Genomic DNA, 26074 nt, shown 5'->3' on the forward strand with positions numbered 1-26074 from the left:
GCGGCAAGCATCGCAGCCTCGTCTCACGGGGCGCCCCGTCCGGCTCCAGACGCATATTCCGTATGAGATTCCACTCCGGAAATACGACCCTGGCTCCCGAGGCTCTGCACGAATTCCAGCGAATGACGCTGTTTCTTCTTCCGCTCGGATCAACTTTCGCTTTCACTTCGGCCCGTTCTCGCGATTCACCGTGCTGCTCATTCGCTGCGGGAACGCCTTGATACGTGCCGCATCGAGGAAGGTTCCGCATGAACCGCACACGCACGAACGACCGCTTCTCCCGCACCCGTACGGGTGGCGGCTACGCCGATGGCTCCGGCGGCGACCGGGGCAGCCGCTTCGGCTCGTCGGCCCCCAGCCGCTCCGGCGGAACGAGCCGCCCCGGCGGCTACGGCCGTCGGCCCGCCGCAGGGCGGAGTGAGTTCGCGCTCCCCAAGACGATCACTCCCGCACTGCCCGCCGTCGAGGCGTTCGCCGATCTCGACATGCCCGGACAACTGCTCTCCACGCTCGTGGCCGAGGGCGTGACCGTACCGTTCCCGATCCAGGGTGCGACCCTGCCGAACACCCTCGCGGGCCGTGACGTCCTGGGCCGCGGGCGGACCGGTTCCGGCAAGACGCTGGCCTTCGGCCTGGCGCTGCTGGCCCGTACCGCCGGTCAGCGGGCCGAGCCCCGGCAGCCGCTGGCCCTGGTCCTCGTCCCCACCCGCGAGCTGGCGCAGCAGGTGACCGACGCGCTCACTCCGTACGCCCGCTCCGTCAAGCTGCGGCTGGCCACGGTCGTCGGCGGGATGTCGCTCGGCAAGCAGGCCAGTGCGCTGCGCAGTGGTGCCGAGGTCGTCGTCGCGACGCCCGGACGGCTCAAGGACCTCATCGACCGTGGCGACTGCCGGCTGAACCAGGTGGGCATCACCGTGCTGGACGAGGCCGACCAGATGGCCGACATGGGCTTCATGCCGCAGGTCACCGCGCTGATCGACCAGGTCCGTCCGGAAGGCCAGCGGATGCTGTTCTCCGCAACCCTGGACCGCAACGTCGACCTGCTGGTCCGCCGCTACCTGACCGACCCCGTCGTGCATTCGGTCGACCCCTCGGCCGGCGCGGTCACGACAATGGAGCACCACGTCCTGCACGTCCACGGCGCCGACAAGCACGCCGCCACCACCGAGATAGCCGCCCGCGACGGCCGCGTGATCATGTTCCTGGACACCAAGCACGCCGTCGACCGGCTGACCCAGGACCTGCTCCACAGCGGTGTACGAGCCGCTGCGCTGCACGGCGGCAAGTCGCAGCCGCAGCGCACCCGCACGTTGGCGCAGTTCAAGACCGGGCATGTCACCGTGCTGGTCGCCACGAATGTCGCCGCCCGCGGCATCCACGTCGACAACCTCGACCTGGTCGTCAACGTCGACCCTCCGACCGACCACAAGGACTACCTGCACCGCGGCGGCCGCACGGCCCGCGCCGGCGAGTCCGGCAGCGTCGTCACCCTGGTCACCCCGAACCAGCGTCGCGCCATGGTCCGGCTGATGTCGGACGCCGGGATCCGTCCGCAGACCACCCAGGTCCGCTCCGGCGAGGCCGAACTGAGCCGGATCACCGGCGCGCAGGCCCCTTCGGGCATCCCGGTCGTCATCACGGCACCGGTGACCGAGCGCCCCAAGCGCAGCGGCGCCTCACGCCCCCGGCGCAGTCGCCCCTCGCAGGCAACGCGCCGTACCGCCCAGCGGCACTCCGCCTTCGACGCGGCAGCCTAGAACCTTCGCGATCGTGACGCCGGTCCATCCCTGCACAAGGCACCTTTTGACGGCGGTTCAGATTCGGCCCCGCCCGGCGTGCACCGCCCCAGGAACAGCACGGTGGTCTCCCGCTGAACCGCAGCACCCCGGTCGGACCGTTCTCCTCTACTCCCTGTGAGGCATCATGCGCTGTGTCATCGCCCGCTTCCCGTTCGAGCTGACCAAGAGCGGCGTGCTGGAATCGATGAAGGCCGTCAAGCCCGAGCCGATCACCGGCGACTCCGTGACCATCGGCCGCCGCAAGTACCCCGCCAAGCAAGTGGGTGAGGTCATCACCCGCCAGGACCGCCGTGATTTCAGTGCCGGTGAAGTCGTCCGGGCCATGGCCCACCTCGGATTCACCTGCCGCACCCTCCCCCAGGCTGCACCCGCGCGCGTCCTCAGCCCGTTCCAGCAAGCTTCCGCGATGCTCGGCACGCCCTTGTCCGCCTGACCCACGGGCAGGCGCGAGCCGACACCTGAACAGCAGGGAGGCCCGGTCGGCGCGCGCCGACCGGGCCTCCTTGCGTGTCGTCCGGTTCTCGTCCTGGCAGGTCTCAGTGGTAGCTGAAGTCGCCCACGGTCCAGGCGCTGACTTCCTCGATCGCGACCCGGTACATCCCGCCCGTCTCCGGAATCCCCACAGCCCCCTGCAGGATCCGTGCAACGTGGAAGTGCAGATGCGTGGGCGGCCCGTCCTTCCGGGTGGAGGCGGTGAACGTGCCGGCGAACTCTCCCAGGTGGGCCGAATCCGTCAGGACCTCCGACACCCGCTGTCGCCAGACGGCTTCGGGAGCCAGTCGACCTGTGATGACAGCACCACCGGTGACCACGGTCAGGGACATCTGATTGCTTTGCCCGGACTCCACCATGGCGGCGACGTCAACGAGCAATTCGTCGGGCTTCGACATGAGCCGATTCTATTCACCGGACCGTCCGATCAGCTTCGGCAGTGGGGCCATCGGCTGAACGCCGCATACCGCCGCGCCGCGGCACATGCGGACGAGAGCTCCGGCTGAGCCCCTCAGCGCTCGGAGCCGGCCCCGCTCTGTGCACACAGGCGTGCGCAGAGCGGGAGGGCGAGGGCGGCACCCACGCCTCCTCCACCCACCGATCGCCGGTGAGGAAAATCCCGAGCCGGAGCGCGAGTTCGATTCCCTTCACCCGCTCCACGTAAATGCCCCGGTCCGGCGGCCCGAGGCCGGCGAAGCCCAGCCGCTCATCCCGGTATTCGTGACGGCATGTCCGGGAGGAGGACGCACCACCGCCAGCAGATCTTTGCAGCAGCGTCACAAGGGCTGCGCATCACCTTCGGCGAGTGCCAGTAGCGTTACTGCCCGCTCGATCCCGCGTGCGAACTCGAGACAGGTCGCCGGCGTCCCTGGCGGCGCAGCCATCACAGAAAGATCGCAGATGGACTACTGCTCCGCGTGCCGCCGAATTCTCAATGGGGCGCTCGTGTGCCCGGGGTGCGGCGCATACGCTCCCGACATTGCCCCGCCTGTCCATCACTCCCACGGCACGGCCGCCTCCACCGCGACGGCAAGTCAGGCATGGCGCACGGAGGAGTGGCCTGCTCCGGGGTCCTGCACCGGCACTCATCACTCCGAGCCGGACCCGATCGGCAGCGGCGCGTCCGGAGACGCGATGGTGGACGCATCGACCACTGGTTCGTCCAGCGGCCAGGAAGGCACTGCCTCCACCGGGCAGGGCCGGGCGGCTCGGCGTCGGCAGCTGGCGCGTTGGAAGAAGAACAAGCGCCGGGCCGTGGCCGCAACGGCCGTTGCCCTTGTCGGTGGCGGCCTGACCGTTGCCGCGCTGCCGGCCACCAGGTCTTCCAACAGCCACACACACGCAGCCTCACCGCCGGATCCGGTGACCGCGGACACACCCCGGACAGCGACCACCGACTCGGCATCGGAGCAACCGGACACCCAGGTTCCGCGGCATCCCAGCCCACACCGCCCCGCGACAACGAGCCGGCAGCGGAGCGCCACCGTCTCCGTGCCGCACACCACGACGCCGAGCCGGCAGCCGAAAGCCGCCGCCACGGCCTCCTCTCCCGCGACCTCGAGCACCACGCCGCACACCACACCCGAGTCGGCCACCGGGACGCACACCGACAACGCCGAGACCCCAGCCCGGGCCCCGGAGACGACGCCGCCCGCTTCCACCGAACACCCCGCCTCAGGCCCCTCGGCTGTGCACCTGCTGCCGATCACGTCGGCGGGTGATCCCGCATCTCCGACACAGATCTGTCTGATCGCTGTGTGCATCGGCTGATCGCTTCGTCGCCATCGCACGCGGACGTCCACGTGCGCGGACGGAAACGCGGGCCGTCCCCGTCCGCGCCCTGACGGACAGCGCCCCCGCGACCCCTGGGCTGCGAGCGGCCGTACACCGCCCGGCACCCCAGGGGCGTATCGGCTCAGGGCTGGACGAGGACCTTCAGGGCCTGGCGGTCGGCCATGGCCCGGTATCCGTCGGGCACCTCGTCGAGGCCGACGGTGCGGTTGAAGACCCGGCCCGGCTCGATCTTCCCGTCGAGTACGTCGGGCAGGAGCTCATCGATGTAGGCGCGGGCCGGGGCCACCCCACCGGTCAGGGTGATGTTGCTCAGGAACAGAACGGCAGCGAGCTGGGTCGCCCACCAACAACGTGACCACGCTGGACTCGGCCTTCCTGCGGCACGGTCGCTTCGACTACGTACTGCCCCCATCGGCCCTGTCGACCACAGGGCCCGGGCCGCTGTGGGAGAGCTACCCGGCACGAGCGGGCGCGGAGGCCGACAACGCGGCACTCGCGTCCGCCAGTGAGGGATTCACGCCCGCCGACATCGCCCACGTCGCGCGTACCGTCTCCCAGGCCCGGTTCGAGCGCACCGTCGGCATCGGAACCCGGGCCCGCCCCACCACGGACGACTACGTGGAGACGGTCGGCGTCACCCAGCCCAAGGTCAGCAGCACCATGGCCCAGGAATTCTCCGACCAGAGCGACAGGTTCGCCCGCATCCGGCGTCCCGGCTCGCGCGGGCTTCGCAAGCCGAACGACGCATTGCGGTCGCTGCCGTTCGGGTTCATCGCCGTCCGGGTCCCGGTGGACGGTGATGCAGGCGTGCGGGCTGACGAGCTCACGGCCGGGGCCTTCCGGTGGCCCGCTTCCGCCGGCCACTACTCGCCGATGCGAACGACCGCCAGCGTGATGTTGTCGGGTCCGCCCGCCTCGATGGCGGCTTTCCACAGCTCGAAAGCGGCTCTGCCGTCGTTGTGCACCCGCAGCAGGCTGTCGAGTTCGTCCTCCGTCACCGGGTCGGTCAGCCCATCGGTGCAGACCAGGTAGCGATCGCCTGCGGACAGCGGCGACGTCGTTACGTGGGGCGTGACGGCGCTGAACCGGGAGGCGCCACCGAGCGCCTGCGTGATGAGCGACGTGGTGCGCCGGCCCGGCGCCAACGGCGGGCTGTCGTCGACGCTCACCCGGCGAAGTCCGTCCTGAGTCGCGTCGAGCACCCTGCTGTCGCCGACGTTGAAGGCGAGCAGCGTGTCCGCCAGCACGACGGCACCCGCGACCGTGGTACCCATGGCGGACAGCTCCGGATGGCCGTCGGCGGCTGCGTACACCGCGTGATTACAGGCCTTCAGAGCGTCACGAACGGCTTCCTCGCTGTCCAACGAAGGTCCGATCGCAGCGAGTTGGCGGACTACCAGCGCACTGGCCACCTCGCCGGCCGGCTGCCCGCCGATACCGTCGGCGACCGCGACGACGAGCGGTGTGCCGAGGGGGAACAGCAGCGTCTGCGGGTTCTCGGTCACGGTGCCGCACAGCGTCCACGGTCCGACCACGAGGCTGTCCTCGTTGTGATCGCGGATCAGCCCGGTGTGGCTCAATGCAGTGACAGCTACGTACGGCATCAGAGGGTCCCGCTTCTCCGCAGCGGACGACAGACGCGTCCCGCACCTCCATTGTGACGCTGCGGGCCTGCGGACGCCCTCATCGCTGCCCGGTTCTCGACGGCCGGGAGACAGGCGCCAGGCTTACTAGCGGGCGAGATAGTATCTTTTGCGAAACCATCTGTCCGGCCGGATGGCCAGGAGGTGCGCCTTGCACCGCTTCATCGGACGGGCCCGGGAGCTGCGCATCCTGGGACGGACACTCGACGAGGTCCGGGCAGCCGCAGGGTCCGGGAGACCCGGGCAGTGCACGCTTCTGCGCGGTCGGCGACGGGTCGGGAAGTCCAGCCTGGTCGAAGAGTTCCTGCAGCGTTCCGGGGTGCCGCATCTGTTCTTCACCGCGGCCGGCGGGTCGGCCGCGGACGAGCTCGCCGAGCTGGCCGACGCGGTGGCGGCCTCCACCCTGCCGGAGCGCGGCCTGTACTGCGAAGAAGCGCCGAGCCAGTGGAACGCGGCCTTCAGACTGCTGGCGGAGATCGTGCCCGAGGACACTCCGAGCGTGGTCGTCATCGACGAGGTTCCGTACCTCATGGACCGCGTCGACGCCTTCGAGGGGATGCTGCAGCGAACCTGGGACCGCCTGCTCAGTCGCAAGCCGGTGCTGCTGCTCCTGATCGGTTCCGATCTGTCGATGATGGAGGCACTCGGCAGCTACGACCGTCCCTTCCATCAGCGTGGCCGCGACATGGTGCTGGGGCCGCTCAACCCGGCCGACATCGCTGAGATGCTCGACCTGGACCCCGCCACCGCCTTCGACGCCACGCTGATCACCGGCGGGCTCCCGCTGCTCTGCCGGGAGTGGCGCCCAGGGGCCTCCGTGTGGGAGTTCCTGAGCACCGCGCTGGACAACCCGATCTCTGCCCTCCTGGTCTCCGCGGAACGCTCACTGGCCGCGGAATTCCCACCCCAGGCGATGGGCCGGGAAGTCCTTCGCGCGATCGGCACAGGCGAGCGGACCTTCAGCAACATCGCGCGGGCCGCCGGAGGCATCGCGCACAGCACTCTCAGCCGGGCGGCGGAGCTGCTCATCGACAAGCGTGTGGTGGCAGCCGAGCTGCCGGTCTCCCTGCGGCTCTCCAAGGAACGCCGCTACCGGGTGGCGGACCCCTATATGCGGTTCTGGTTGGCCTTCATCGAACCCCACATGGCGGAGATCGAGCGCATGCGCGGGGACCTCACGCTCGCCCGGATCAGGGACCGGTGGACCACCTGGCGCGGGCGCGCGGTCGAGCCGCTGATCCGAGAGTCGCTCGCACGCGCCCTGCCCGACGACCAGTTGCCCGCCGCGCCGGCCGTCGGCGGCTACTGGACCCGCAGCAACGACGTCGAGATCGATCTGGTGGGCGCCGACCGGCAGCCCGTCGCCAAAAAGCTGCTGTTCCTCGGCTCGATCAAGTGGCTGGAGACCTCGCCGTTCGACAGCCACGACCTCGCCGAACTGCGCAGGCACCGGGCAGCCGTAACCGATGCCCCTGTCCCGCTCGTCGCGGTTTCACGCAACGGAGTCGCCTGCCCGGGACCGCAGGCGGTCTACGGCCCCGGAGAACTGCTCGCCGCGTGGCGCACACACACCTGACCGACGGCGTGCGCCATGCGGCTCTCGCACCGCCTGTGCCACATGAGCCCTCCGGGTCTCTCGCCGGGTGAGGCGTTGCGGCCGGCGTTACGTCCTTCGGCCTCACGGGCAGGCATCGGACCATGCCCATGCTCGTCGGAACGTCAGGGTGGCAGTACAAGGACTGGCGCGGCGTTCTCTATCCACCCGGGCAACCGCAGCGGCTGTGGCTGGAGGAGTACGCCCGGCAATTCGCCACGGTGGAGAACAACAACGCCTTCTACCGGCTGCCCACTGCGGAGATCTTCGCCTCCTGGCGGGAGCGGACCCCGGAGGGGTTCGTCATGGCGGTCAAGGCCAGCCGCTACCTGACCCACCTGAAGCGGCTGCGCGACCCGGAGGAGCCGGTGCACCGGCTGATGGATCACGCCCAGGGTCTCGGCGATCGCCTGGGACCCGTGCTGCTGCAACTGCCGTCGCACTTCCGGGAGGACATCGAGGCTCTGGACGCCTGTCTGACCTGCTTCCCCGACACGGTTCGGGTGGCCGTCGAACTCCGGCACACCTCGTGGTGGGAGGCGGAGCGGAAGCTCCGGGCGGTGCTGGAACGGCATGGCAGCGCGCTGTGCTGGGCAGATCGGGGGTCCCGCCCGGTGACGCCACTGTGGCGTACGGCGTCGTGGGGGTACGTACGGTTTCACGGCGGCATCGCAGAGCCGCTGCCGCGCTACGGTCGCCAGGCGTTGAAGTCCTGGGCCCGTCGCATCGTCGACACCTGGCCCGACAAGAACGATGTGTATGTGTACTTCAACAACGACCTGGGCGGTGCGGCCGTCGTGGACGCCGCGAAGTTCGCGCGGGCGGCAGCCGCGTTGGGACGGACGGTGAGCCGCACACCTCCGGCCGCGTCGGCACGGTCCACGTCCTGAGGGAAACGGAAGACGGGAAGCAGCGTCCGCACCACCGGTGGCACGGCGAGGCCGGTGCACCCGTCGTCCCGTGACATCAGCCACACAGACTTTCGGCACTCAGGTCGTCGAATAGTAGATCGAGGCTTGACGGCATAGTGCGTTTTATCCGTCTTGATACAGAAATACTCCGAGCGAGATCGAGCGGTATTCGACCCGCTCAACACTTTCGCCCGTTCAGGTACGAACAAGGGCTTCTGACGGACCAACGGACTTCCTCGCCACCCCGTGAGCCGGACCAGCACGCCTGCGCGCCCGTTTCAAGAGCCGTCCATGGCTACGGGCCGAGGTAGTACTGCCGCCTGTTGCCGCACCCCGACACCAGTTCTAAGAATGTCGGCCGCAAGGCGTCTCCGCGGCCCAGGTGCAGGAACTGGGCAGAGCCGGACCCCCTGGGGGCGCTCCGCGATCACCGAGCGAGGTCACGCATGAGGAAGCACCGCAGGAAGTCGTACTACCGGCCGATAGCCATCGCTGCCATCGCCGTAGGAGCCGTGGGTGTGCCCTCCGCCGCCATGGCCTGCCTGGATACTCAGGGTGATGCGGGCGGTCGCCCCTCCGGCCACTGGGAGCACGTGAGCTCGCACCAGCGGTGGACGGGCTCCTCCTGGGGTCATGGGCCGACTGCGGGCGCATCGAAGAGTCCCACTGCGGCTCCCAGCGCACCGCAGACCACCGCGTCCCCCAGCGCACCTGCTACGACCGCACCGGCATCCGGGCCCACGGCCCGCGTACTGACGCTCGTCAACAACGAGCGCAGCAAGGCCGGATGCTCTCCGCTGACCATGAACGCGAAGCTGACCAAGGCCGCTCAGGACCACAGCAAGGACATGGCATCCCACCAGAACATGTCCCACACGGGCTCCGACGGGTCGTCGCCCGGAGACCGCATCACGCGTGCCGGTTACAGCTGGAGCTCCTACGGCGAGAACGTCGCCTACGGCTACTCCACGCCCGAGAAGGTCATGGCGGGCTGGATGTCCAGCCCGGGCCACAAGCGCAACATCCTCGACTGCTCGTTCAAGGAGATCGGCATCGGCCTCGCGCAGCCCAACAACTACTGGACTCAGGACTTCGGCACGGCCCGATAGCGACACTGCGGGGAGATTGCGCAGCCTCCATCGGGTGAAGGCCCCGCCCGGTTCGCCGGACGCTGTTGGGTTCGCCGGCCGGGGCCTTCACCCTTGGTGCACTTCCATGCGGGTGGGCGACCGTCGCCGCGGGTCATGGCGCAGATGGGCCGGGCCGGGCCGCCCCGGCGGCCCGGCGGCCCGGCGGCAGGGTTCCCCGGGCCGGGCGTCAGGAGGCGCCGCTCGGGCCCTCCTGGAGATACGCGGCAATATCGGCCATGTCGTTCCCGATCGCCAGCACGCCCTTGATGTCGGGCGCCGACGCACCGTTCACCCCGGCGAAGAACACGTCGTAATGCCCCTTGGCGGTCTCCAGATACCCGGCGATGGCCTCCGCGCCGACGCTCAGCCGGTCGTTGACGAGGTCTCCACCCGCGACGGTGCCCGTCTTCGCGGAGACCTTGCCGCGGGCGGGGCAGTTCCGGCAGGAGATCGCGAGGGACCCGTCGACGCCCAGCGTCGGCAGAGCCTCCCGGAAGCGGGTTGCGTCGGGGGTGCTCTGCCAGTGCGTGAGGATCTGGGCGACGGCGCGGGGCGTGGTGCGGTCGTTCGGGTTGCCGCCGCGGCCGTCGGCGAGCTGAACCGTCTTGCGGTCCACCTTGGCGCTGTCCAGGAACTTCGCAAGCACGGGAAAGCCGTCCGCGCACCGGGAACTGCCCGTGCTGACGGCCATCAGGCAGACACCGAGGTTCGCCCCGAGGTTGTGGCTCACCTTGAGGATGAGCCGGGCGTACTCGTCGTAGGACGGCGAGGCGAACCGGGCCACCTCCGGTGCCCCCTCGTACGACCGGGGCAGCCGGCCGGCCGGGTTGGGCCCCACGGGTTTGGCGGTGACCTCGACCCCGGCCCGCTTCAGTGCCTCGATCAGGGCAGTACGGCCGAAGGCGTTCGGATCACGGATGTCCGACACCCGCAGAACCGGGTCGGAATCGGCGGCGATGGTGCCGGAGAGCTTGATGCGGGTGCCGTCGGCGGAGGGTGTCACCGTGATGTCGGTGGGCTTGCCGGCCGCGACGGTACGGACGGTGGACGACACGGTGTACGGCGCCACCCGCGGACGCCAGTCGAGCCGGGCCGGCGCCCCCGGACCGTCGCCGGGGGTGGTGAGCAGATCGATCAGGTTGTCATTGATGATCAGCGGCGTCGGGGTCGGATTGAGCTCCGGGTCGGGGCGGAACAGCCGCGCGTCCACGATCACGTCGCCGTCCACCTTGGTGATCCCCGAGGCGCGTACCTGCTCGGCCAATCGGTCGATGCCGGCCAGCGGGTTCTGCGGGGTGAGGGTCGCTCCGGGAACATCGTCGGCGTAGGTGTGGTCGATGGTGGTGAAGGCGACGGTGCCGTCCGCACGCGTACGGCCACCGAGGGTCAGGTCGCCCTGGGCAACGAGATCCAGGTCCCCGGTGAGGGTCGCGCCCCGGCGCTCTCCGACGGCGTGCACCGGTGTGACGAAGCGGTGATCACTGCCGAGCGTGTGCCAGGTGCCGCTGACGCTGAACAGTTTGGCCACCGACCCGGGAATGAAGAACTGGTCGGCGGCGCGCGTCTGCACGATCTCGCCTGTCGCCGGGTTCTGCTGGAACAGCCCCCACTGGGCATGCGGGTAGTAGGGCTTGTGCATGATCGACGCGATGCGTGGGTCGAGGCCGGCCAGCTCCTTCGACGGCGTCACCCAGGCAAGGCCGAACGCGGCCACACTGCCGGCAAGCAGGAGGCCGAGGACGGTGAGGACACGCTGACCGTTCCGGCTTCGGCTCCGGTCTGGCGTGATGGCTGATGACATGCGGACTCCACGTGGTGTGTGGTTCGCGGTGCTCACTGGGACCGAAAAAGGGTGCTTCGAGGCTATGGGCCGTGAAGGGCGGAACGTTTCGGCGCGGCGAGCGGGTCCCCCGGACGGTCGCGGAACGGGGCGTCGGATGCGCCCGTATGGTCGCGAGAGGACGCTGGCTCACCCCTCCAGCAGCGCGGGCAGGTCCGCGAAGGAGTCCAGGACGTGGTCCGGGGTGCCGGTGGCGGACCTGTGTGTCTCGGGCAGGTATTTGCCGGTCCTGACCAGTACGCCGGTGATGCCGAAGCGCTGCGCCGCCAGTACGTCGGTCTCGATGTCGTCGCCCACCATCAGCGTCTCGGACGCGACGGCGCCGAGGTGGGCCAGCGCGGTGGCGTAGAACGCCTCGGCGGGCTTGCCCGTGACTTCCGCCTCGACCCGGGCGGCCCGTTCCAGCCCCGGAAGGAAGGCCCCGGTGTCGAGGTCGAACCCTCCCGACGTGCGCCAGTACAGGTTCCGGTGCATCGCGATCAGCCTGGCGCCGCACTGGATGTGGCGGAAGGCCGCATTGAGGGCCGCGTAGCTGAACGCGTCGCCCGCGCCTCCCACGACGACCACGTCCACGTTCCCCCGGGTGCCCTCCCCCACGTCGACGAGTGTCACGCCCGCCAGGTCTTCGTGGACATCGCCGCTGTTGAGCAGCGCGCACCGGGCGCCGGGGTAGTGCTCGCGCAGATACGCGGCGGTGACCGACGGTGCGGTGAGGATGTCGTCCTCGCCGATGGGGAAGCCCGCCCCAGCCAGTTTCGCGGCAATGCGGGCGCGCGTGCGGGACGTGGTGTTGGTGACCAGGGCGAGCGGGAGCCCGGCGGCACGCAGCCGCTCCATGGCTGCCACAGCGCCTGGCAGCGGCTGCCAGTCCACGGTGAGCACGCCGTCGATGTCGATCAGGGCCGCTCCGGACACTCCGATTCGTTCCATACGGTCGAATGTCGCCGACTTGCGGGACCGCCGCACATGGGGTTGCTTCGAAGTAGGTACGTACGTGGTCACTGTCTCCCCTGGGTCGGGGGTGAACCACTGTGTTGTTCACCGATCGCACGGATGCGGGGCAGCGCCTCGCCGAAGCGCTCAGGCATCTGGCGGGGGAGAAACCCGTGGTGCTGGGTCTGCCGCGCGGCGGGGTTCCCGTGGCCGCGGCGGTTGCCACGGCACTCGGCGCCCCCCTCGACGTGATCGTGGTCCGCAAGCTCGGTGTCCCGTACCACCGTGAGCTGGCCTTCGGTGCCATCGGGGAGGGCGGTGTGCGGGTGATCAACGACGACGTCGTCCGACGCGGAGGGCTGAATCCCGCGGACATCGCCACCGTCGAGCGCGCCGAGCAGGCGGCACTCGTACGGCAGGCCGAACAGTTCCGTGACGACCGTCCCCGGCTGGCGCTCGAGGGCCGTACCGCGATCGTGATCGACGACGGGATCGCAACCGGTGCCACGGCCTCGGCGGCCTGCCAGGTCGTACGGGCACAGGGCGCGGCCCGCGTGGTGCTGGCCGTTCCGGTGGCTCCCGCGGACACGGTGGCCTGGCTGCGTACGCAGGTGGACGAGGTCGTCTGCCTCTCCACGCCGGTTCTGTTCTCGGCCGTCGGCGAGTGGTACCGGGACTTCTCCCAGACCTCCGACGAGGAAGTCCTCTCCCTGTTGAAGGCGTAGAGCCCCCCTGATTCCTGATCCCTGCCCTGATCACCACGGGGCCGGGTGGAGCCGCCCGGAGCCGCTCCACCGGTTCACGCGTGCCGCCGTACAGACCCGTATACAGTGCGAAAAACATGCAACTTCAAGTACATGGGGGGCCGACATGGCACTGTTCGGAAACGCGCACACCATCGATACGGCGACGGCGCAGCAGGACTTCGCGCGGCTGCTGGGCCAGGGCGAGCAGGTGCACGCCGCGTACCTGCTGATACGCGACACCATCCTCTTCACCGACCGGCGTCTCCTCCTCGTCGACAAGCAGGGGATCACCGGCAAGAAGGTGGAGTACCACTCCGTGCCGTATCGGAGCATCACGCATTTCGCCGTGGAGACCGCCGGCACGTTCGACCTCGACGCGGAGCTCAAGATCTGGGTCTCGGGCACCTCGTTGCCGATCCAGAAGACCTTCACCAAGGGCGTCGACATCTACGAGGTGCAGGCGATCCTCACCCAGTTCGTGGCGAAGTAGGGTCCCGCAGGCTGCGCGGGCGGGACCCTGCTCGGCCCATTCAGTCCGCGCAGTACGCGTCCTCCGCCGGGCGCACCCCCGTCGTGAGGAACTCGGTGACCTTGCCCGTGCCGCACACGTTGCCGTTGCCCAGATAGACGCCGTGGCCCCCGTGGTCGACCGTGACGAGTCGCGCACGGTCGCCCAGGGCCTCACGCATCTTCAGCGCGCCGAAGTACGGGGTCGCGGGGTCCCGGAGGTTCTGGATCATCAGGATGTCGGACGGGCCCTCCGAGGTGATCGTGGTCGGCTTCTCGGCGGGTGCGTCCTTCCAGAACGCGCAGGGCGTGATGTTGGCCGGCATCCCGGCCGTCAGCGGGTGACGCACCCGGTCGGCGGCCACCGCCCTCCGGTACGAGGAGACGGATGCCGGCCAGCGCACGTCGTTGCAGATGACGGCCACCATGACCGCGGCGTCCTGGTCCGGCAGCGGGTTCGCGAGATCGGCCGGGAGAACCGGTGTGGTGGCCGGGTCCTGGGCCGCCAGGACGAGCCGGGCCGGCTGCTCGAACGAGGCGTCGCTGTAGAGGGCGCTCTGCAGCGCCTGTCGCAGCCGGTTGCCGGTCAGCGCAACGCCTGCCGTGGTCGTCGCCTTCGGCTCGCGGTCCAGCTTCGCCGCCAGGGAGAGGAACAGCGGCCGTACGTCCTCGGCCCGTCGGGCCAGCCGCAGCCCCTTGGTCTCCTGCGCCGGATCCGATGCCCAGGCCGCGAAGTCCCGGAAGCGGTCGTCCGCCGCCTGCGACATGTTGGCCAGCCAGCCGCGCGCGACCCGGGCCGGGTCGGGGTCACCGGCGCTGTCCAGCACCCAACGGTCCGTGTGCTGCGGGTACTTCTGCGCGTACACGGCACCTACGTACGTGCCGTACGAGACCCCCCACGCCGACAGTTTCTGCTCGCCCAGCGCCTGCCGGAAGCGGTCGATGTCGCGCACCTCGTTCGCTGTGGTGAAGCTGCGCAGCACAGCGCCCCCGTTGCGGGCGCAGGCCTCGGCGGTACGCCGGGCCCGGGCGACGTTCTCCGTGATGTCGCCGCCCGGCTCCGGCCAGGAGCGCAGGCTCGTCATGTACCGGTCGTCCTCGTCGAGCCCGCAGTTCGCCCGCGTACTGCCGCCGACCCCGCGCGGATCGAGGCCGACCAGGTCGTACGCCCCCGCCATTTCCTTCTGCAGTGCCGCCCCCTTCTGTGTCAGCCGCTGCACCCCGGCGCTGCCCGGCCCGCCGGGGATCACGATCAACGTGCCGCGCCGCGCCGCGGGACGGTCACTACGAAGACGGGAGACGGCGAGGGCGAGCTGCGGGCCGGCCGGGTCGGCGTAGTCGAGCGGTACGGGCAGGACGGCGCACTCCTGCCCGGCGGGTCCGCCGGGTTGGGCGCAGGGCCGCCAGGTGAGGGCGGGGACAGAAGTGCTGGACTCCGCCGGCGTGGCCTGGGCCGTCGGAGCGGTGGCGGCCGTCAAGGACGTGGCGACGGCGGTCGCGGAGAGCACGAGAAGCAGGGTCCGATTGTTGTAAGTGGTCATGGGACAAGGCTTGTCGAGTGGAATCCTCTTTCCCATCCGGCAGGCGTCACGGCCCCCGGTGGGGGTGGCCCCCGAGGCCCTCGGGGCGGTCACCCGAGCGCCGTGCCGGGCCACGGGCGCGAGAAGGCCCGGTGCCCACCGGTGTTCAGGGCAGAGGGACTTGCTCGACATGCGGCCGCCCGGAGAACGAACCGGAAGTCAGGCGTTCTTCCTGCCGAACAGCAGCTTCCACGGTGCGATCGCCGACTCGATCTGTACGTGCAGCCCGAGCTTCGATTCGCCGTTGACCCGCTCCTCGAATCTGATCGGCACCTCGACGATTCCCAGTCCGCGCCTGACCGTCCGGTAGTTCATCTCCACCTGAAAGGAATACCCGTTGCTGCGGATGGACGGCAGATCGATCGCCTTCAGGGCGTCCGCACGCCATGCCTTGAAACCGGCCGTGGCGTCCTTCACATGCAGCCGCAGAATCGCGTTGACGTAGAAATTAGCCCAGGCGGAGAGCGCCTTGCGGTGCCAAGGCCACTCGGTCGCGAGCGAACCGCCCTCCACATAGCGGGAGCCGATCACGACTGCGGCATCGTCGGCGAAGAGTTTCCCGACCATGAGCGGGACCACCGAGGCCGGGTGGGAGAGGTCGGCGTCCATCTGAATGACGACGTCCGCTTCTTCTTCGAGCGCGCGCGTCATACCGGCGACATACGCGCGGCCCAGCCCGTTCTTCTCCGTTCGGTGCAGAACGCCGACCAGGCCCGAGGTCTCGGCCGCGAGCCGGTCCGCGACCTCGCCCGTACCATCGGGCGAATTGTCGTCCACCACGAGAATATGCAGGTTCGGTACGTGCAGATCCGTGAGCAGATCGACGAGGATGGGCAGGTTCGTCCGCTCGTTGTAGGTGGGGACGACCACCACGACCTTTGGGGAAGTCTTCTCCACGACCATTCCCTTGCGTTCTCAGGCGTTTTCCGGTGATTCACGCTCTTGATCCGCGCGAGCCTAGCAGTCGGGAACGGCGCCTCCGCGAGTTCATCCGGGCAGCTGCGCGCGTCGCACCGGCCGCCCGATCCACAAGGTAGCCGCTGTCGCCGAGGCGATACGGGCCCGGCAGAAGTCGATACGCGAGCACGCCACTTATTCCAAGGGCCTGAATCGATGAAAAAAGGCCATCTCGATTCCGCACGCGCCGTGCGGGAACAGGGCTGACTCTTCCCGGACTTCCCGGGTTCTGGGTACGCTGACGGGCGCGCAGACCCGGGTCCGTTGCACCCTTTCGCCGCCGAATCGGAGTGCGCCATCAACCTTCCGCAGAATCCGGCCGCTTTGCGCGCGACGCGCCGTCCCGAGAGACGCCACGAACCGGGTCCGGAACGGGGCTCCGCGCCACCGTCCCGATACCGGGCCGGCCTGTTGCCCGCGCTACTGGCACTACTGATGGGCCTCTGGGGGATCCGTCGCGAAAACTCCATGTGGCGCGACGAGTCGGTGACGTACCAGGTCGCCCATCGAAGCCTCTCCGAGATCTGGCATCTGCTCGGCAATGCCGATGCGGTGCACGGCCTCTACTACTTCTTCATGCACACGCTGTTCGCCGTGGGGGGCGACAGTCTCGTGACACTCCGGCTCCCGTCGGTGCTCGCGACTTCCGTGTCCGCCTTTCTGGTGGCGTCGACCGGAAGCCGCCTCGTGGGCCCCCGTACCGGACTCATCGGCGGTCTCGCCTTCGCTCTCCTGCCCATCGTCCAGATGTACGCGCAGGAGGGCCGCTCCTACGCAATGGTGTGCGCGCTCATCGCCCTCTCCACCTATCTGCTCGTCGGCGCCGTCGACAATTCCTCCCGCCGGCGCTGGACCGCGTACGCACTCACCGTCGTCGCCGCCGGATGGCTCCACGAATTCGCGGTCCTCGCCCTGCCCGCCCACGGCCTGACGCTGTACCTCTCGCGGCTGCCCCGTGCCCTGATGCGGTCCTGGGCGGTCGCCGCAGGGCTGTCCGTGGTCGCGGTCGCCCCGCTCGCCCTCCGGTCCACGCACCAGTCGGGGCAGGTCTCCTGGATCGGGTGGCCGCATCCGGGCGAATGGCTCGTCATCGCGGCCGTCACCCTCGTCGGCGTGCTCTGCGCCGGGTACGCGACGCAGCCGGCCGAACCGGCCACGGGTACGAGGGCTCGGGCGGGCGTGCTCCGTCTGGTCAGGCTGACCCTCCCGCTGCTGATCGTGCCCACGGCCGCGCTCCTCCTCGCCTCTCTCCACGACCCGATGTACCTGGACCGCTATGTCCTCTACTCCCAGCTCGCCCTGGCCCTGCTCATCGGAGTGGCCGTGGACCGGCTGTGGGACGCCGCGGGACGGACCGCCCGGCCGGCGGCGTCCCGGTCGCGGACCGTGGTGTTCGGCATCGCGGCGGCCGGTGTGGTCGTCGCGCTCCTCCCGGTGACGCTCCAGATGCGCACCCCCGACAGCCGCAAGGACAACGTCACCGCCATCGCCACCCAGGTGCGGGCCATGGCGTCGGACGGCGCCGGCGTGCTCTTCATGCCGTCGCGACGAAGGGAATGGGCCCTCTCCTACCCGGACGATTTCCGGGGCCTGACCGATCTGGCCCTGCAGCGGGGACCGAGGTCCGACAACACCCTTGAAGGCACCGAGTTTTCGGCCGACCGGATCCGGGTCCGGCTGCGCGCGTTCGACCGGATCGTGGCGCTCACCGATCCTCCGGGGCAGCCGGAGGACGCGTTTCCCGAAGAGGCGGTCAAGCGGGACGTCCTACGGCAGGAATTCGTCGTCTGCCGCCGGGTGCAGGCCAAGGGTGGCCAGGTCACGCTGTACGCACGGCCGGGCAGGTGCTGACCCGGCCGAGCACCTGTCATCCGGAGCCTCTGCGCCGGGCGGGGCGCACACGCGGGCGATACTCTGGTGCGAGCAGGGACTGTGATGGTGACTGACGGTTGCTGCGCGGCGGTGGGGCCCGCCGTACCCGAACCGCGGCAGCAGTGCCGCCAACGGTCCCTACTTGCGGTGGAGTGTGCCCGCGTACGGGCACCCAGCAGGTAGGAGACGTATGCCCATGGGAGCCCAGCAGCCCCACGTGTCCCCCGTACCCACAAGGTCTCAGGGATCTGCGGCGGATGAACCCGACGACGCCGAGGCTGCCATGTCCGTACCCGAGCAGCGGGCCGAGCGGTCCGGCCGACGGTGGTCCGGCCGAAGGTGGTCCGGCAGGCAGGGGCCTGTCGTCGCCGTCGTCGCCCTCGGCGGTGCGCTCGGGGCGTGCGGCCGTTACTGGGCTTCGCTGATCTGGACGACTCCGCCGGGCGGCTTCCCCTGGACGACGCTGCTGGTGAATGTCGTCGGGTGTGCGGCTATCGGCGTGTTCATGGCGGTCATCAGCGAGGTCCGGTCGGTGCACCGGCTGGTGCGGCCCTTCTTCGGTACGGGGGTACTGGGCGGGTTCACCACGTTCTCCACGTACGCGGTGGATATCGAACGGCTCGTGGACGCCGGACGTGCCCGTACGGGTATCGCGTATCTCGGGCTGACCCTGCTGGCGGCGCTGGCCGCGGTGTGGAGTGCGGTGTGGCTGACGCGCCGCGTGCTGGCGTGGAGGCAGCCATGACGAGGAAGTCCAAGAGGACGAACGAGACCGAGGAGAACAGGGTGACCGAGGGGACCAGGGTGACCGAGCGGGGTCTGCGCCTGACGGTCCTCATCGGGGAGTCCGACGGCTGGCACCACCGGCCCCTCTACTCCGAGATCGTGCACCGGGCACACCGGGCGGGGCTGGCGGGCGCGAGTGTGTTCCGGGGCATCGAGGGGTTCGGCGCCTCGTCGATGATCCACACCCAGCGGCTGCTGTCGCTGAGCGAGGACCTGCCGGTGGCCGTCGTCATCGTGGACACGGAGGAGCGGATCCGCGCGTTCCTGCCGCTCGTCGACGAGGTGATCGGGGAAGGCGTGGTCGTCCTGGACGCCTGCGAGGTCATCCACTACCCCGGCCGGGAGGAGAGCCGGTGAACTGGCTGCTGGTGATCGTCGGTGCGGCGATCGGCGCACCACTGCGCTATCTGACCGACCGGGCGGTCCAGTCCCGGCACGACACGGTCTTCCCGTGGGGGACGTTCACGGTCAACGTGGCCGGCTCCCTGGTGCTGGGCCTGCTCACCGGAGCGGTGGCGGCCGGCGCGTCGTCGTCGCAGGTGCAGCTGTTCGTGGGTACGGGGCTGTGCGGGGCGCTGACGACGTACTCGACGTTCAGCTACGAGACGCTGCGACTGACGGAGGACGGGGCGAAGTTCTACGCGGCGGCCAACGTAGTGGCGAGCGTGGTGGCGGGGCTGGTCGCGGTGTTCGCGGGGGTCGCGATCGCCGATGCCCTGTGGACGTAGGCCCGTTCGGTACGCACGCGCGAAAGGGCCGGGGCCGGGACGTGCGTCCCGGCCCCCGGCCCTCGTGCCGCTCACCCGCCCAGGCGTCAGACGGTCGTCGCCGATCCGAGCATCGCCGACGCCGCCTCGAGCGGCGTCGGCGCGGTCGCCGGGACGGGTACATCCGCGGTACGGCAGGTGAAGCCCAGACGGGTCAGCGCGCGGGTCACCTCGCCGGAGGTGAAGTCGCGGCGGTCCTGGCGGGTGATCACCTCGCCGACCTGCTTGACCGGATAGACCCGGCGGCCGATGACCACCGAATCACCTGTGACTGGCTCCGGCTTGATGCCCTTCATCGAATCCATGACCTCGCTCTTGAACAGGTCGAAGGGGAAGCGGGCGATTACGCAGCGCATAGTGCCTCAACGGGGTTGAAGAGAAGGAACGGGATCAGTAGGCCGAGGATCACTCAGGCCGCGCGGTTGCCCGAGGACCTGCGCGGCGAACTGCCGCTCCCTCCGCGGGCCGAGGAGGACGACTGCGACGACGAGGACGACGTGCGGCGCGCCTGTGCCGGGCGGCTGCGGCGGCCACGGGACGACGACGCGCCGCTCCTGGCGCGCTCCGTCACCGGTGCCGTGATGGTGACCGGTACACCCGACGGGGCCTGCGCCCCGGTGATCCGGTTCAGTTCGGCCTCGCCGGAGCGGACCTGGGCGATCTTCGGGGTGATCCCCGCGTCGGCCATCAGGCGGGTCATCTCACGTCGCTGATTGGGCAGCACCAGCGTGACGACGCTGCCGGACTCGCCGGCGCGGGCGGTGCGACCGCCGCGGTGCAGGTAGTCCTTGTGGTCGCTCGGCGGGTCGACGTTGACGACCAGGTCGAGGTTGTCGACGTGGATGCCGCGGGCCGCGACGTTCGTGGCGACCAGCACCGTGACGTGCCCGGTCTTGAACCGGGTCAGGGTGCGGGTGCGCTGCGGCTGCGACTTGCCGCCGTGCAGCGCGGCAGCCCGTACACCGCTGTTGAGGAGGTGGTCGGTGAGCTTGTCCACGGCGTGCTTGGTGTCCAGGAACATGATCACCCGGCCGTCGCGCGCCGCGATCTCCGTCGTGGTGGCGTACTTGTCGGCGCCGTGGACGTACAGCACGTGGTGCTCCATCGTCGTGACCGCACCGGCCGCCGGGTCGACGGAGTGGACCACCGGGTCGTGCAGGTAACGGCGGACCAGCAGGTCGACGTTACGGTCCAGGGTGGCCGAGAACAGCATCCGCTGTCCCTCGGGCGCCACCTGGTCGAGCAGCTCGGTGACCTGCGGCATGAAGCCCATGTCGGCCATCTGGTCGGCCTCGTCGAGGACGGTGATGGTGACCCGGTCGAGGCGGACGTCGCCGCGCTCGATGAGGTCCTTGAGCCGGCCGGGGGTGGCGACGACGACTTCGGCGCCGCCGCGCAGCGCGCCGGCCTGCCGGCCGATCGACATCCCGCCGACGACGGTCGCCAGGCGCAGCCTCAGCGACTTGGCGTACGGGGTGAGCGCGTCGGTGACCTGCTGGGCCAGCTCGCGGGTGGGGACGAGGACCAGGGCGAGCGGCTGCCGGGGCTCGGCGCGCCGGCCTGCGGTACGGGCCAGCATGGCGAGGCCGAAGGCGAGCGTCTTGCCCGAGCCGGTGCGGCCGCGGCCGAGGACGTCGCGCCCGGCGAGCGAGTTGGGCAGCGTGGCCGCCTGGATCGGGAACGGCGTGGTCACGCCCTCGGTGGCGAGCGCCGCCAGCAGGGGCGCGGGCAGGTCCAGATCGGCGAACGCCTCGGCGGCGGGCAGCGCGGGGGTGATGGTCTTCGGCAGGGCGAACTCGCCCTGCTTGGCGGCGGGCCGACGGCCGTAGCCACCGGAACCGGAACGCGATCCGGAGGCGGAGCGGCCCGGGGCGCCGTAGCGGCTCTGGCCGCCCTGGCCACTGCCGGCCTGGGAGCGGAAGCCGCCGCTGCGGGAGTATCGGTCGTTCGTGCGAGCTGTGCGGTTCATGCAGAACCCTTCCTCGATATGGCGCGTATCGAGGAATTCGCTGCGGCGGAGCGGCGCAGGAATCGCAAGAACGGGCCGATGAAATGCGTGGACGAAGCCCGGCTGCGAAGAATGAGCCGTGTCCGACACGGATGAACCGTGTCCGTCACAGGGACTTGGGGGCGGCGCACGGTGGCGGGCCCGGAAAAAGCAACGAGCTGGGGCCCGCACCCCAAGGTGCGGGCCCCAGCTGCGCAAGTGCGTGTCAGCGCGTCAGCGCCGGAGCATTCGCAGGATCACGCGGGGGTGATGTTCTCCGCCTGCGGGCCCTTCTGGCCCTGCGTGACGTCGAAGTTCACCTTCTGGCCTTCCTGCAGCTCACGGAAGCCGCTCGCGGCAATGTTCGAGTAGTGGGCGAAGACGTCAGCGCCGCCACCATCCTGCTCGATGAAGCCGAAGCCCTTTTCCGCGTTGAACCACTTAACGGTGCCAGTAGCCATGTTTTATCTCCTTCTGGGGCAGTGCCCGGGGACCCGCACTGTGCGGAACCCGCGTCGCCGCGATGATTACCCCGTCCGGAATAAGAATGCCGGAAATACAAAAGCGCACCCACCGGCACATAACGTCGGCGAGAGCACTTGGAGTTTTGGGAACCACAACTGCAACTGACATCCACACTAGCACGATGGAGGCGTCCGGGCGCGGCAAGTAATTACACTCCGTCCGATGTGTCATAAACCTTCATCGCGCATTGCATAAAATTCTGCGCTTGCGGCAGCAGATATTCTGTCCCGCGGACCGGCCTCAGGACCCCGCACCCGCCCCACCGGCCGAACCCGCCGTGGGCCGGCGCAGCTCCGCGTTGAGGCGCAGTGCCTCCTCCAGCTGGTCCTCCAGGATGACGATGCGACAGGCCGCCTCGATCGGCGTGCCGCCGTCGACGAGCTCACGGGCGCGGGCCGCGATACGCAACTGATAGCGGGAGTAGCGGCGGTGGCCGCCCTCGGACCGCAGGGGCGTGATCAGGCGGGCGTCACCGATCGCCCGGAGGAAGCCCGGCGTGGCGCCGATCATCTCCGCGGCGCGCCCCATGGTGTAGGCGGGGTAGTCGTCGTCATCGAGTCGACCGGCGGCATGCGGAGGGGTCTCTGCGGGCATTTGCACCTCTTCCGGGCCCGCGGCGAGAGACATCGGGAGTGTCTCTGATTTCGTTGACCGAAAAAGAAACTCTCATGGTGCGAGCCATCATCTCTATCATAGCCGCGACAGATTTCCCGGGCCTGTCAGGTGAAATTATCTGCCTGCCGGAGAGGGTCGCGCCCGGAGCGCGAGGGCCGCCGCACGCGTCCTCGTACGCCTGTCCGCACACCTGGTCAGGGCACACTGACCGGACGGTCAGTTGATGACGGCCCGGCCGGTGGCCATAATGGACGGGTAGCCCTTCACGCATCCCCCGTCGTGAAGGGCTACGACTCGTTGCGGGCCCGCGCGGACGTACGACGACTTCATGGGCAAGGGACTCCCCTCGTGGTCCCTTGCCCATGTTTTTTCGAGTTAACAGTGACGTAGAGTGTTTGCGCAAGCCCGCTCCTGGCACCGGAGCAGGATGTTCCGCTCGGACGGACGCGCGTACGGCGGACGTGGACGTGGGGGCCCCGATGGACAACGGCGAAGAACACGCGCCGGAGCTGCGGACGCTGCAGCAGAAGGTCGAGTACATGGTGGAGGAGACCTTCCCCGGCCAGAAGATCTCCGGGCGGGTCTTCGCGGACCTGGTCAAGGAGCGCGGCGGCTCGCTGTCGCACAGCTACTTCTCGAACATCCTCGCCGGGAAGGTCACCCAGCCGTCCGAGGAGATCCTCAAGGCCCTGGGGCTGGGTTTCGGCGTCGACTGGCGCTTCTTCAAGGAGGAGTCCGAGGTCGTCGACGATGTCGTCGCGGGGCTGCGATTCCTCGCGAAGCGGCGCACCGGGGAGATCAGCGGGCTGGCAGGCCGTGGCCTCGACGACGACGGTCTTCCGCCGGAGCTCCTGCAGTTCGCGCTCTCGCTCCTGGAGGACGCGAAGGACCGCCGGGGCGACGCAGCCGACGGCCGGTCGGAGCAGTAGACCTCATGTCCCTGCGTGCACTGCGGAAAGAGTGCGAGGCCGGGCTGGCCGACCTTCCCATCCCCGCCCCGTTCTCCGTCGCCGGCCTGGTGACGAACATGGAGGCGGCCCGCGGGCGCACCATCGTGCTGCATGAAATGCCCGACCGGCTGGCGCGGGTCAACGCCGCCTGCGGGCTGCGCCTGGCCTCCGCCCGGACCAGCTTCGTGCTCTACCGGCGGCGCCCGACCGCGTACCAGACACAGCACGTCATCCTGCACGAGCTGTGCCACGAGTGGTTCGACCACGGCACGTCGCTCGACGCTGAGCAGCTCCAGCGGCTGCTGCCCGTCTTCGACACGTCCCTGATCTCCCGGGTCCTCGACTCCGGTGTCGCGGACGCACTGCGGGCGGGCGACGGCACGGTGCAGGCGCGCGCCCAGTACGACACCCATGACGAGCGGGTCGCCGAGTTCGGTGCCTCGCTCATCCCCCGTATGGCCAGGGACGTGACGAGCGACGACATGATGGGCCGCCTCGCCAACTCGCTCTCCCGCCCCGTCGCACACCGCCGTCGCCGCGGCCTGTTCCGCCGGACCTGACCACCCGGCCCTCCCCGCCCCGCCCTCCAGCCGTCCCCCACCCAGAGGAATTTCGCCGTGACCCCGCTCGACCTCGCCGGCTATCTCATAGCCGGCCTGATGACGGCCGTCGCCGTGTGGCGCATGCCGGCCGCCCTGTGGGGCGACGAGGAGGACAAGCGTCGCCGGGCCCTGTGGGGCTGCTACGCCGGATTCGCCGCCGCCCTGTGGACCAAGACCCGGGTCGTCCGGATCGGCCTCAACGACAGCCCGGTCACCGACCTTTCGGTCCTGATCAAGCACTACACCGCGACCGTCGCGATCCTGGCGATCCTCAGCTACATCGTCGCCATCTACGGCCGGTACCCCGACGCCGGGGACATCCCACGGCACGTACGGTTCGCCCGGACGATCCAGCAGGTGGCGGCTAAGGCATCCGTCGCCACGCTGGTCCTGCTGACGGTGCTCTTCTTCACCGTCGTCGACCGTTCCGTACCGTCGGACCGCTTCGTCTCCGACCACGCAGGCCAGTGGGGCGCGACGCTGTACATGAGCGTGTTCTACCTCTACCTGGGCGCCGCGTCCGCGGTCTGCGCGTACCAGTGGGCGCTGGCCACCGCCGGCACCCGGCTGCGTCATCTGCGGGTGGGGCTCGGCATGATGACGTTCGCGATGTTCATCGGGGTCGGCTACACCGTCAGCCGCACGCTGTTCCTGTGGGTCAGCGTCATCGACCGGCCGAGCCCGGCCTTCGCGCTGGAGTTCGACGAGGTCACCGAGGCCGCGCAGCTCGTGCTGTTCGCGTTCTTCGCGGTGGGCGCGTCCCTCCCCGCCTTCAGCAAGGGCGGCCGCCGGGCGAAGCTGTGGCGGGCCCAGAGCCGGCTGCACGCCCTGTGGTACGAGCTGATGACCGCGTTTCCCGACCAGCCGTTCGAGCCGCCGCGGTCGCTGCGCCGAGAACTGACCCGGTTCGACACCCCCGCCGATCTGCGGATCGACCGGTGGGCCGCCGACATCGCGGACGCGGTCGAGAAGCTGCGCCACTACGTACCGGACGGCCTGCTGCCGGCCGCCGAGGCCGCGGCCGCCGCCGACACGCCGGACCCCGCGAAGTCCGGACCGCTCGCCGACGCCTACTGGATCAAGGCCGCCCTGACGGCCAGGAACGCCGGCGCCCCCGCAGGACCGGCCGGGGCGGTCGGCACGCAGCACGCCACCGACCAGGACGGCGAAGTGGCGTGGCTGGTGCAGGTGGCGGCCGCGTACCGAACGATCACCGACGACCGGGCCCGGTGCGTCCTGGCGTCCATCACCGCCCTGGAGAAGACGGCGTGACGTCCACCATCGACCCCACCGTCGGCGCCGGGGCGTCGGCCGCCCGCAGGGTCACGGACGTGCTCCAACCCCGCAACGTCCTGTTGATCGGCATGCTCGCCATCGGGCCGGCCGCCGCGGGCCACTGGACCGGTCTGCTGTGGGGCCTGCTCGGCGCCCTGTGCGCGGGGCTCGTCCCGGCCGGCTACATCGAATGGGAGCGGGGGCGCGGCACCTGGGGCGACCGGCATGTCGTCGACCGTACGAAGCGTGCGCCGATCTTCTTCGTCATCCTGGGCTCGATCGGTGCCGGCTCGGTCGTCATGGTCCTCGGGCACGCGCCGACCGGGATCCTGGTGGCGATGCTGGCGCTGTGGGCGATGACGGTCGTCCTGCTGGCCGTCAACACCGTCTGGAAGATCTCGGTGGACGCGTCGGTCGCCTCGGCGGTCGTCGCGCTGCTCGCCGCCGTCCACTCCCCGTGGTGGCTCCTGGCGTACCCGATGACGGCCGCCGTGTGCTGGTCACGGGTGGCGCTCGGGTACCACACCGCCGCACAGGTGGTGGCGGGAGCGTCGCTGGGCGCGGCGACGGCGGGCGCGTTCCTGCTCGCCTGACGGCCGGCCGGTCACCGGTGCTTCCCTCGGCGCATCCCCGGTTGCGTAACGTCAGGCATACCCAAATAGTCGTGTACCGACGGACTTTTACGGACTGAAGCGTCCTGCGGTACGGGGCCGGGACGGCGCTTCACGTGCCCCGGGAGGGATTCGTGGGCGACGCCATCGGCCAGATG

At 69.8% G+C, this 26074-nt stretch carries 26 protein-coding genes and 2 pseudogenes; 16 read left to right on the forward strand and 12 right to left on the reverse strand.

Annotation, left to right across the window (positions count from 1 at the left end; all coding sequences use genetic code 11):
• The first annotated feature begins 248 nt into the window (after positions 1-248).
• Both ACWCP8_RS28060 and ACWCP8_RS28065 read left to right on the forward strand, forming a co-directional pair.
• Entirely contained in the window at positions 249-1757 is a 1509-nt protein-coding gene (locus ACWCP8_RS28060; protein ID WP_451118871.1) for a DEAD/DEAH box helicase, read from the forward strand.
• Between the two features lie 166 nt (positions 1758-1923).
• Positions 1924-2232, forward strand: coding sequence for an SCO5918 family protein (locus tag ACWCP8_RS28065; protein WP_352266681.1), 309 nt, complete (start codon positions 1924-1926; stop codon positions 2230-2232).
• A 103-nt stretch (positions 2233-2335) separates the two neighbouring features.
• On the opposite strand, the gene ACWCP8_RS28070 is transcribed toward ACWCP8_RS28065, so the two are convergent.
• The gene (locus ACWCP8_RS28070) at positions 2336-2689 is read right to left on the reverse strand and encodes a hypothetical protein (RefSeq protein ID WP_352266680.1); all 354 of its coding nucleotides are present in this window, start codon (positions 2687-2689) and stop codon (positions 2336-2338) included.
• Between the two features lie 502 nt (positions 2690-3191).
• Here ACWCP8_RS28070 and ACWCP8_RS28075 point away from each other — a divergent pair.
• Positions 3192-4061 (forward strand): SCO2400 family protein, encoded by an 870-nt coding sequence (locus tag ACWCP8_RS28075; RefSeq protein WP_451118874.1) that lies wholly within the window; start codon positions 3192-3194, stop codon positions 4059-4061.
• Positions 4062-4206: 145 nt separating this feature from the next.
• Here ACWCP8_RS28075 and ACWCP8_RS28080 read toward each other — a convergent pair.
• From ACWCP8_RS28080 to ACWCP8_RS28090, 3 genes and pseudogenes are all read right to left on the reverse strand, one after another.
• Positions 4207-4401: pseudogene (locus ACWCP8_RS28080) on the reverse strand (IMP dehydrogenase); the annotation flags it as partial.
• 298 nt (positions 4402-4699) lie between these two features.
• Positions 4700-4912 carry a hypothetical protein gene (locus tag ACWCP8_RS28085; protein ID WP_451118876.1) on the reverse strand — a complete coding sequence of 71 codons (213 nt, stop codon included), beginning with the start codon at positions 4910-4912 and terminating at the stop codon, positions 4700-4702.
• 36 nt (positions 4913-4948) lie between these two features.
• Positions 4949-5689, reverse strand: a complete 741-nt coding sequence (locus tag ACWCP8_RS28090; RefSeq protein ID WP_352266677.1) for a PP2C family protein-serine/threonine phosphatase — start codon at positions 5687-5689, stop codon at positions 4949-4951.
• Positions 5690-5879: 190 nt separating this feature from the next.
• Here ACWCP8_RS28090 and ACWCP8_RS28095 point away from each other — a divergent pair, with 190 nt between their 5' ends.
• The 3 genes from ACWCP8_RS28095 to ACWCP8_RS28105 all read left to right on the forward strand — a co-directional run bounded on the left by ACWCP8_RS28095 (position 5880) and on the right by ACWCP8_RS28105 (position 9342).
• Complete coding sequence (locus ACWCP8_RS28095; RefSeq protein WP_451118878.1) at positions 5880-7304, forward strand: ATP-binding protein; 1425 nt, start codon at positions 5880-5882, stop codon at positions 7302-7304.
• A 122-nt stretch (positions 7305-7426) separates the two neighbouring features.
• Positions 7427-8212 carry a DUF72 domain-containing protein gene (locus ACWCP8_RS28100; protein ID WP_451118880.1) on the forward strand — a complete coding sequence of 262 codons (786 nt, stop codon included), beginning with the start codon at positions 7427-7429 and terminating at the stop codon, positions 8210-8212.
• Between the two features lie 467 nt (positions 8213-8679).
• Complete coding sequence (locus tag ACWCP8_RS28105) at positions 8680-9342, forward strand: CAP domain-containing protein (protein ID WP_352266674.1); 663 nt, start codon at positions 8680-8682, stop codon at positions 9340-9342.
• A gap of 208 nt (positions 9343-9550) precedes the next feature.
• On the opposite strand, the gene dacB is transcribed toward ACWCP8_RS28105, so the two are convergent.
• A complete protein-coding gene (gene dacB, locus ACWCP8_RS28110) occupies positions 9551-11164 on the reverse strand; it encodes a D-alanyl-D-alanine carboxypeptidase/D-alanyl-D-alanine endopeptidase (protein ID WP_451118882.1) in 1614 nt (537 codons plus the stop codon).
• A gap of 168 nt (positions 11165-11332) precedes the next feature.
• Entirely contained in the window at positions 11333-12133 is an 801-nt protein-coding gene (locus ACWCP8_RS28115; RefSeq protein WP_451118884.1) for an HAD-IIA family hydrolase, read from the reverse strand.
• A 101-nt stretch (positions 12134-12234) separates the two neighbouring features.
• On the opposite strand from ACWCP8_RS28115, the pseudogene ACWCP8_RS28120 reads away from it, so the two are divergent.
• A pseudogene (locus ACWCP8_RS28120) lies at positions 12235-12852 on the forward strand (phosphoribosyltransferase); the annotation flags it as partial.
• 154 nt (positions 12853-13006) lie between these two features.
• The gene (locus ACWCP8_RS28125) at positions 13007-13372 is read left to right on the forward strand and encodes a PH domain-containing protein (RefSeq protein ID WP_030931508.1); all 366 of its coding nucleotides are present in this window, start codon (positions 13007-13009) and stop codon (positions 13370-13372) included.
• A gap of 40 nt (positions 13373-13412) precedes the next feature.
• Here ACWCP8_RS28125 and ACWCP8_RS28130 read toward each other — a convergent pair whose 3' ends face one another.
• A complete protein-coding gene (locus tag ACWCP8_RS28130; protein WP_451118886.1) occupies positions 13413-14930 on the reverse strand; it encodes an alpha/beta hydrolase in 1518 nt (505 codons plus the stop codon).
• A 198-nt stretch (positions 14931-15128) separates the two neighbouring features.
• A complete protein-coding gene (locus ACWCP8_RS28135; protein ID WP_451118887.1) occupies positions 15129-15866 on the reverse strand; it encodes a polyprenol monophosphomannose synthase in 738 nt (245 codons plus the stop codon).
• A gap of 528 nt (positions 15867-16394) precedes the next feature.
• On the opposite strand from ACWCP8_RS28135, the gene ACWCP8_RS28140 reads away from it, so the two are divergent.
• From ACWCP8_RS28140 to crcB (ACWCP8_RS28155), 4 genes are all read left to right on the forward strand, one after another.
• Entirely contained in the window at positions 16395-17777 is a 1383-nt protein-coding gene (locus tag ACWCP8_RS28140; RefSeq protein ID WP_451118889.1) for a glycosyltransferase family 39 protein, read from the forward strand.
• 304 nt (positions 17778-18081) lie between these two features.
• A complete protein-coding gene (gene crcB, locus ACWCP8_RS28145) occupies positions 18082-18543 on the forward strand; it encodes a fluoride efflux transporter CrcB (RefSeq protein WP_352266832.1) in 462 nt (153 codons plus the stop codon).
• Positions 18540-18941, forward strand: a complete 402-nt coding sequence (locus ACWCP8_RS28150; protein ID WP_451118891.1) for a DUF190 domain-containing protein — start codon at positions 18540-18542, stop codon at positions 18939-18941. The genes crcB (ACWCP8_RS28145) and ACWCP8_RS28150 overlap by 4 nt, the downstream gene beginning before the upstream one ends.
• Entirely contained in the window at positions 18938-19312 is a 375-nt protein-coding gene (crcB, locus tag ACWCP8_RS28155; RefSeq protein ID WP_451118893.1) for a fluoride efflux transporter CrcB, read from the forward strand. The genes ACWCP8_RS28150 and crcB (ACWCP8_RS28155) overlap by 4 nt, the downstream gene beginning before the upstream one ends.
• A gap of 86 nt (positions 19313-19398) precedes the next feature.
• Here the strand turns inward: crcB (ACWCP8_RS28155) and ACWCP8_RS28160 are convergent, their stop codons facing one another.
• The 4 genes from ACWCP8_RS28160 to ACWCP8_RS28175 form a co-directional block, all read right to left on the reverse strand.
• Positions 19399-19707, reverse strand: coding sequence for an SCO5918 family protein (locus ACWCP8_RS28160; RefSeq protein ID WP_352266666.1), 309 nt, complete (start codon positions 19705-19707; stop codon positions 19399-19401).
• Positions 19708-19760: 53 nt separating this feature from the next.
• On the reverse strand, positions 19761-21320 hold the full coding sequence (locus ACWCP8_RS28165) for a DEAD/DEAH box helicase (RefSeq protein ID WP_451118895.1): 1560 nt from the start codon (positions 21318-21320) through the stop codon (positions 19761-19763).
• A gap of 275 nt (positions 21321-21595) precedes the next feature.
• Positions 21596-21799, reverse strand: coding sequence for a cold-shock protein (locus ACWCP8_RS28170; RefSeq protein ID WP_015609674.1), 204 nt, complete (start codon positions 21797-21799; stop codon positions 21596-21598).
• 304 nt (positions 21800-22103) lie between these two features.
• Positions 22104-22457, reverse strand: coding sequence for a MerR family transcriptional regulator (locus ACWCP8_RS28175; RefSeq protein ID WP_267003843.1), 354 nt, complete (start codon positions 22455-22457; stop codon positions 22104-22106).
• 500 nt (positions 22458-22957) lie between these two features.
• Here ACWCP8_RS28175 and ACWCP8_RS28180 point away from each other — a divergent pair, with 500 nt between their 5' ends.
• From ACWCP8_RS28180 to ACWCP8_RS28195, 4 genes are read left to right on the forward strand one after another with little or no spacing between them, the layout of a single operon-like run.
• Entirely contained in the window at positions 22958-23407 is a 450-nt protein-coding gene (locus ACWCP8_RS28180) for a hypothetical protein (RefSeq protein WP_267003845.1), read from the forward strand.
• A gap of 5 nt (positions 23408-23412) precedes the next feature.
• On the forward strand, positions 23413-23988 hold the full coding sequence (locus tag ACWCP8_RS28185) for a toxin (RefSeq protein WP_352266664.1): 576 nt from the start codon (positions 23413-23415) through the stop codon (positions 23986-23988).
• Between the two features lie 57 nt (positions 23989-24045).
• A complete protein-coding gene (locus tag ACWCP8_RS28190) occupies positions 24046-25302 on the forward strand; it encodes an MAB_1171c family putative transporter (protein WP_451118898.1) in 1257 nt (418 codons plus the stop codon).
• Positions 25299-25898 carry a phosphatase PAP2 family protein gene (locus ACWCP8_RS28195; protein ID WP_352266662.1) on the forward strand — a complete coding sequence of 200 codons (600 nt, stop codon included), beginning with the start codon at positions 25299-25301 and terminating at the stop codon, positions 25896-25898. Before ACWCP8_RS28190 ends, ACWCP8_RS28195 begins: the two co-directional genes overlap by 4 nt.
• Positions 25899-26074 lie beyond the last annotated feature (176 nt).

Source organism: Streptomyces sp. NPDC002206, from assembly GCF_053593595.1.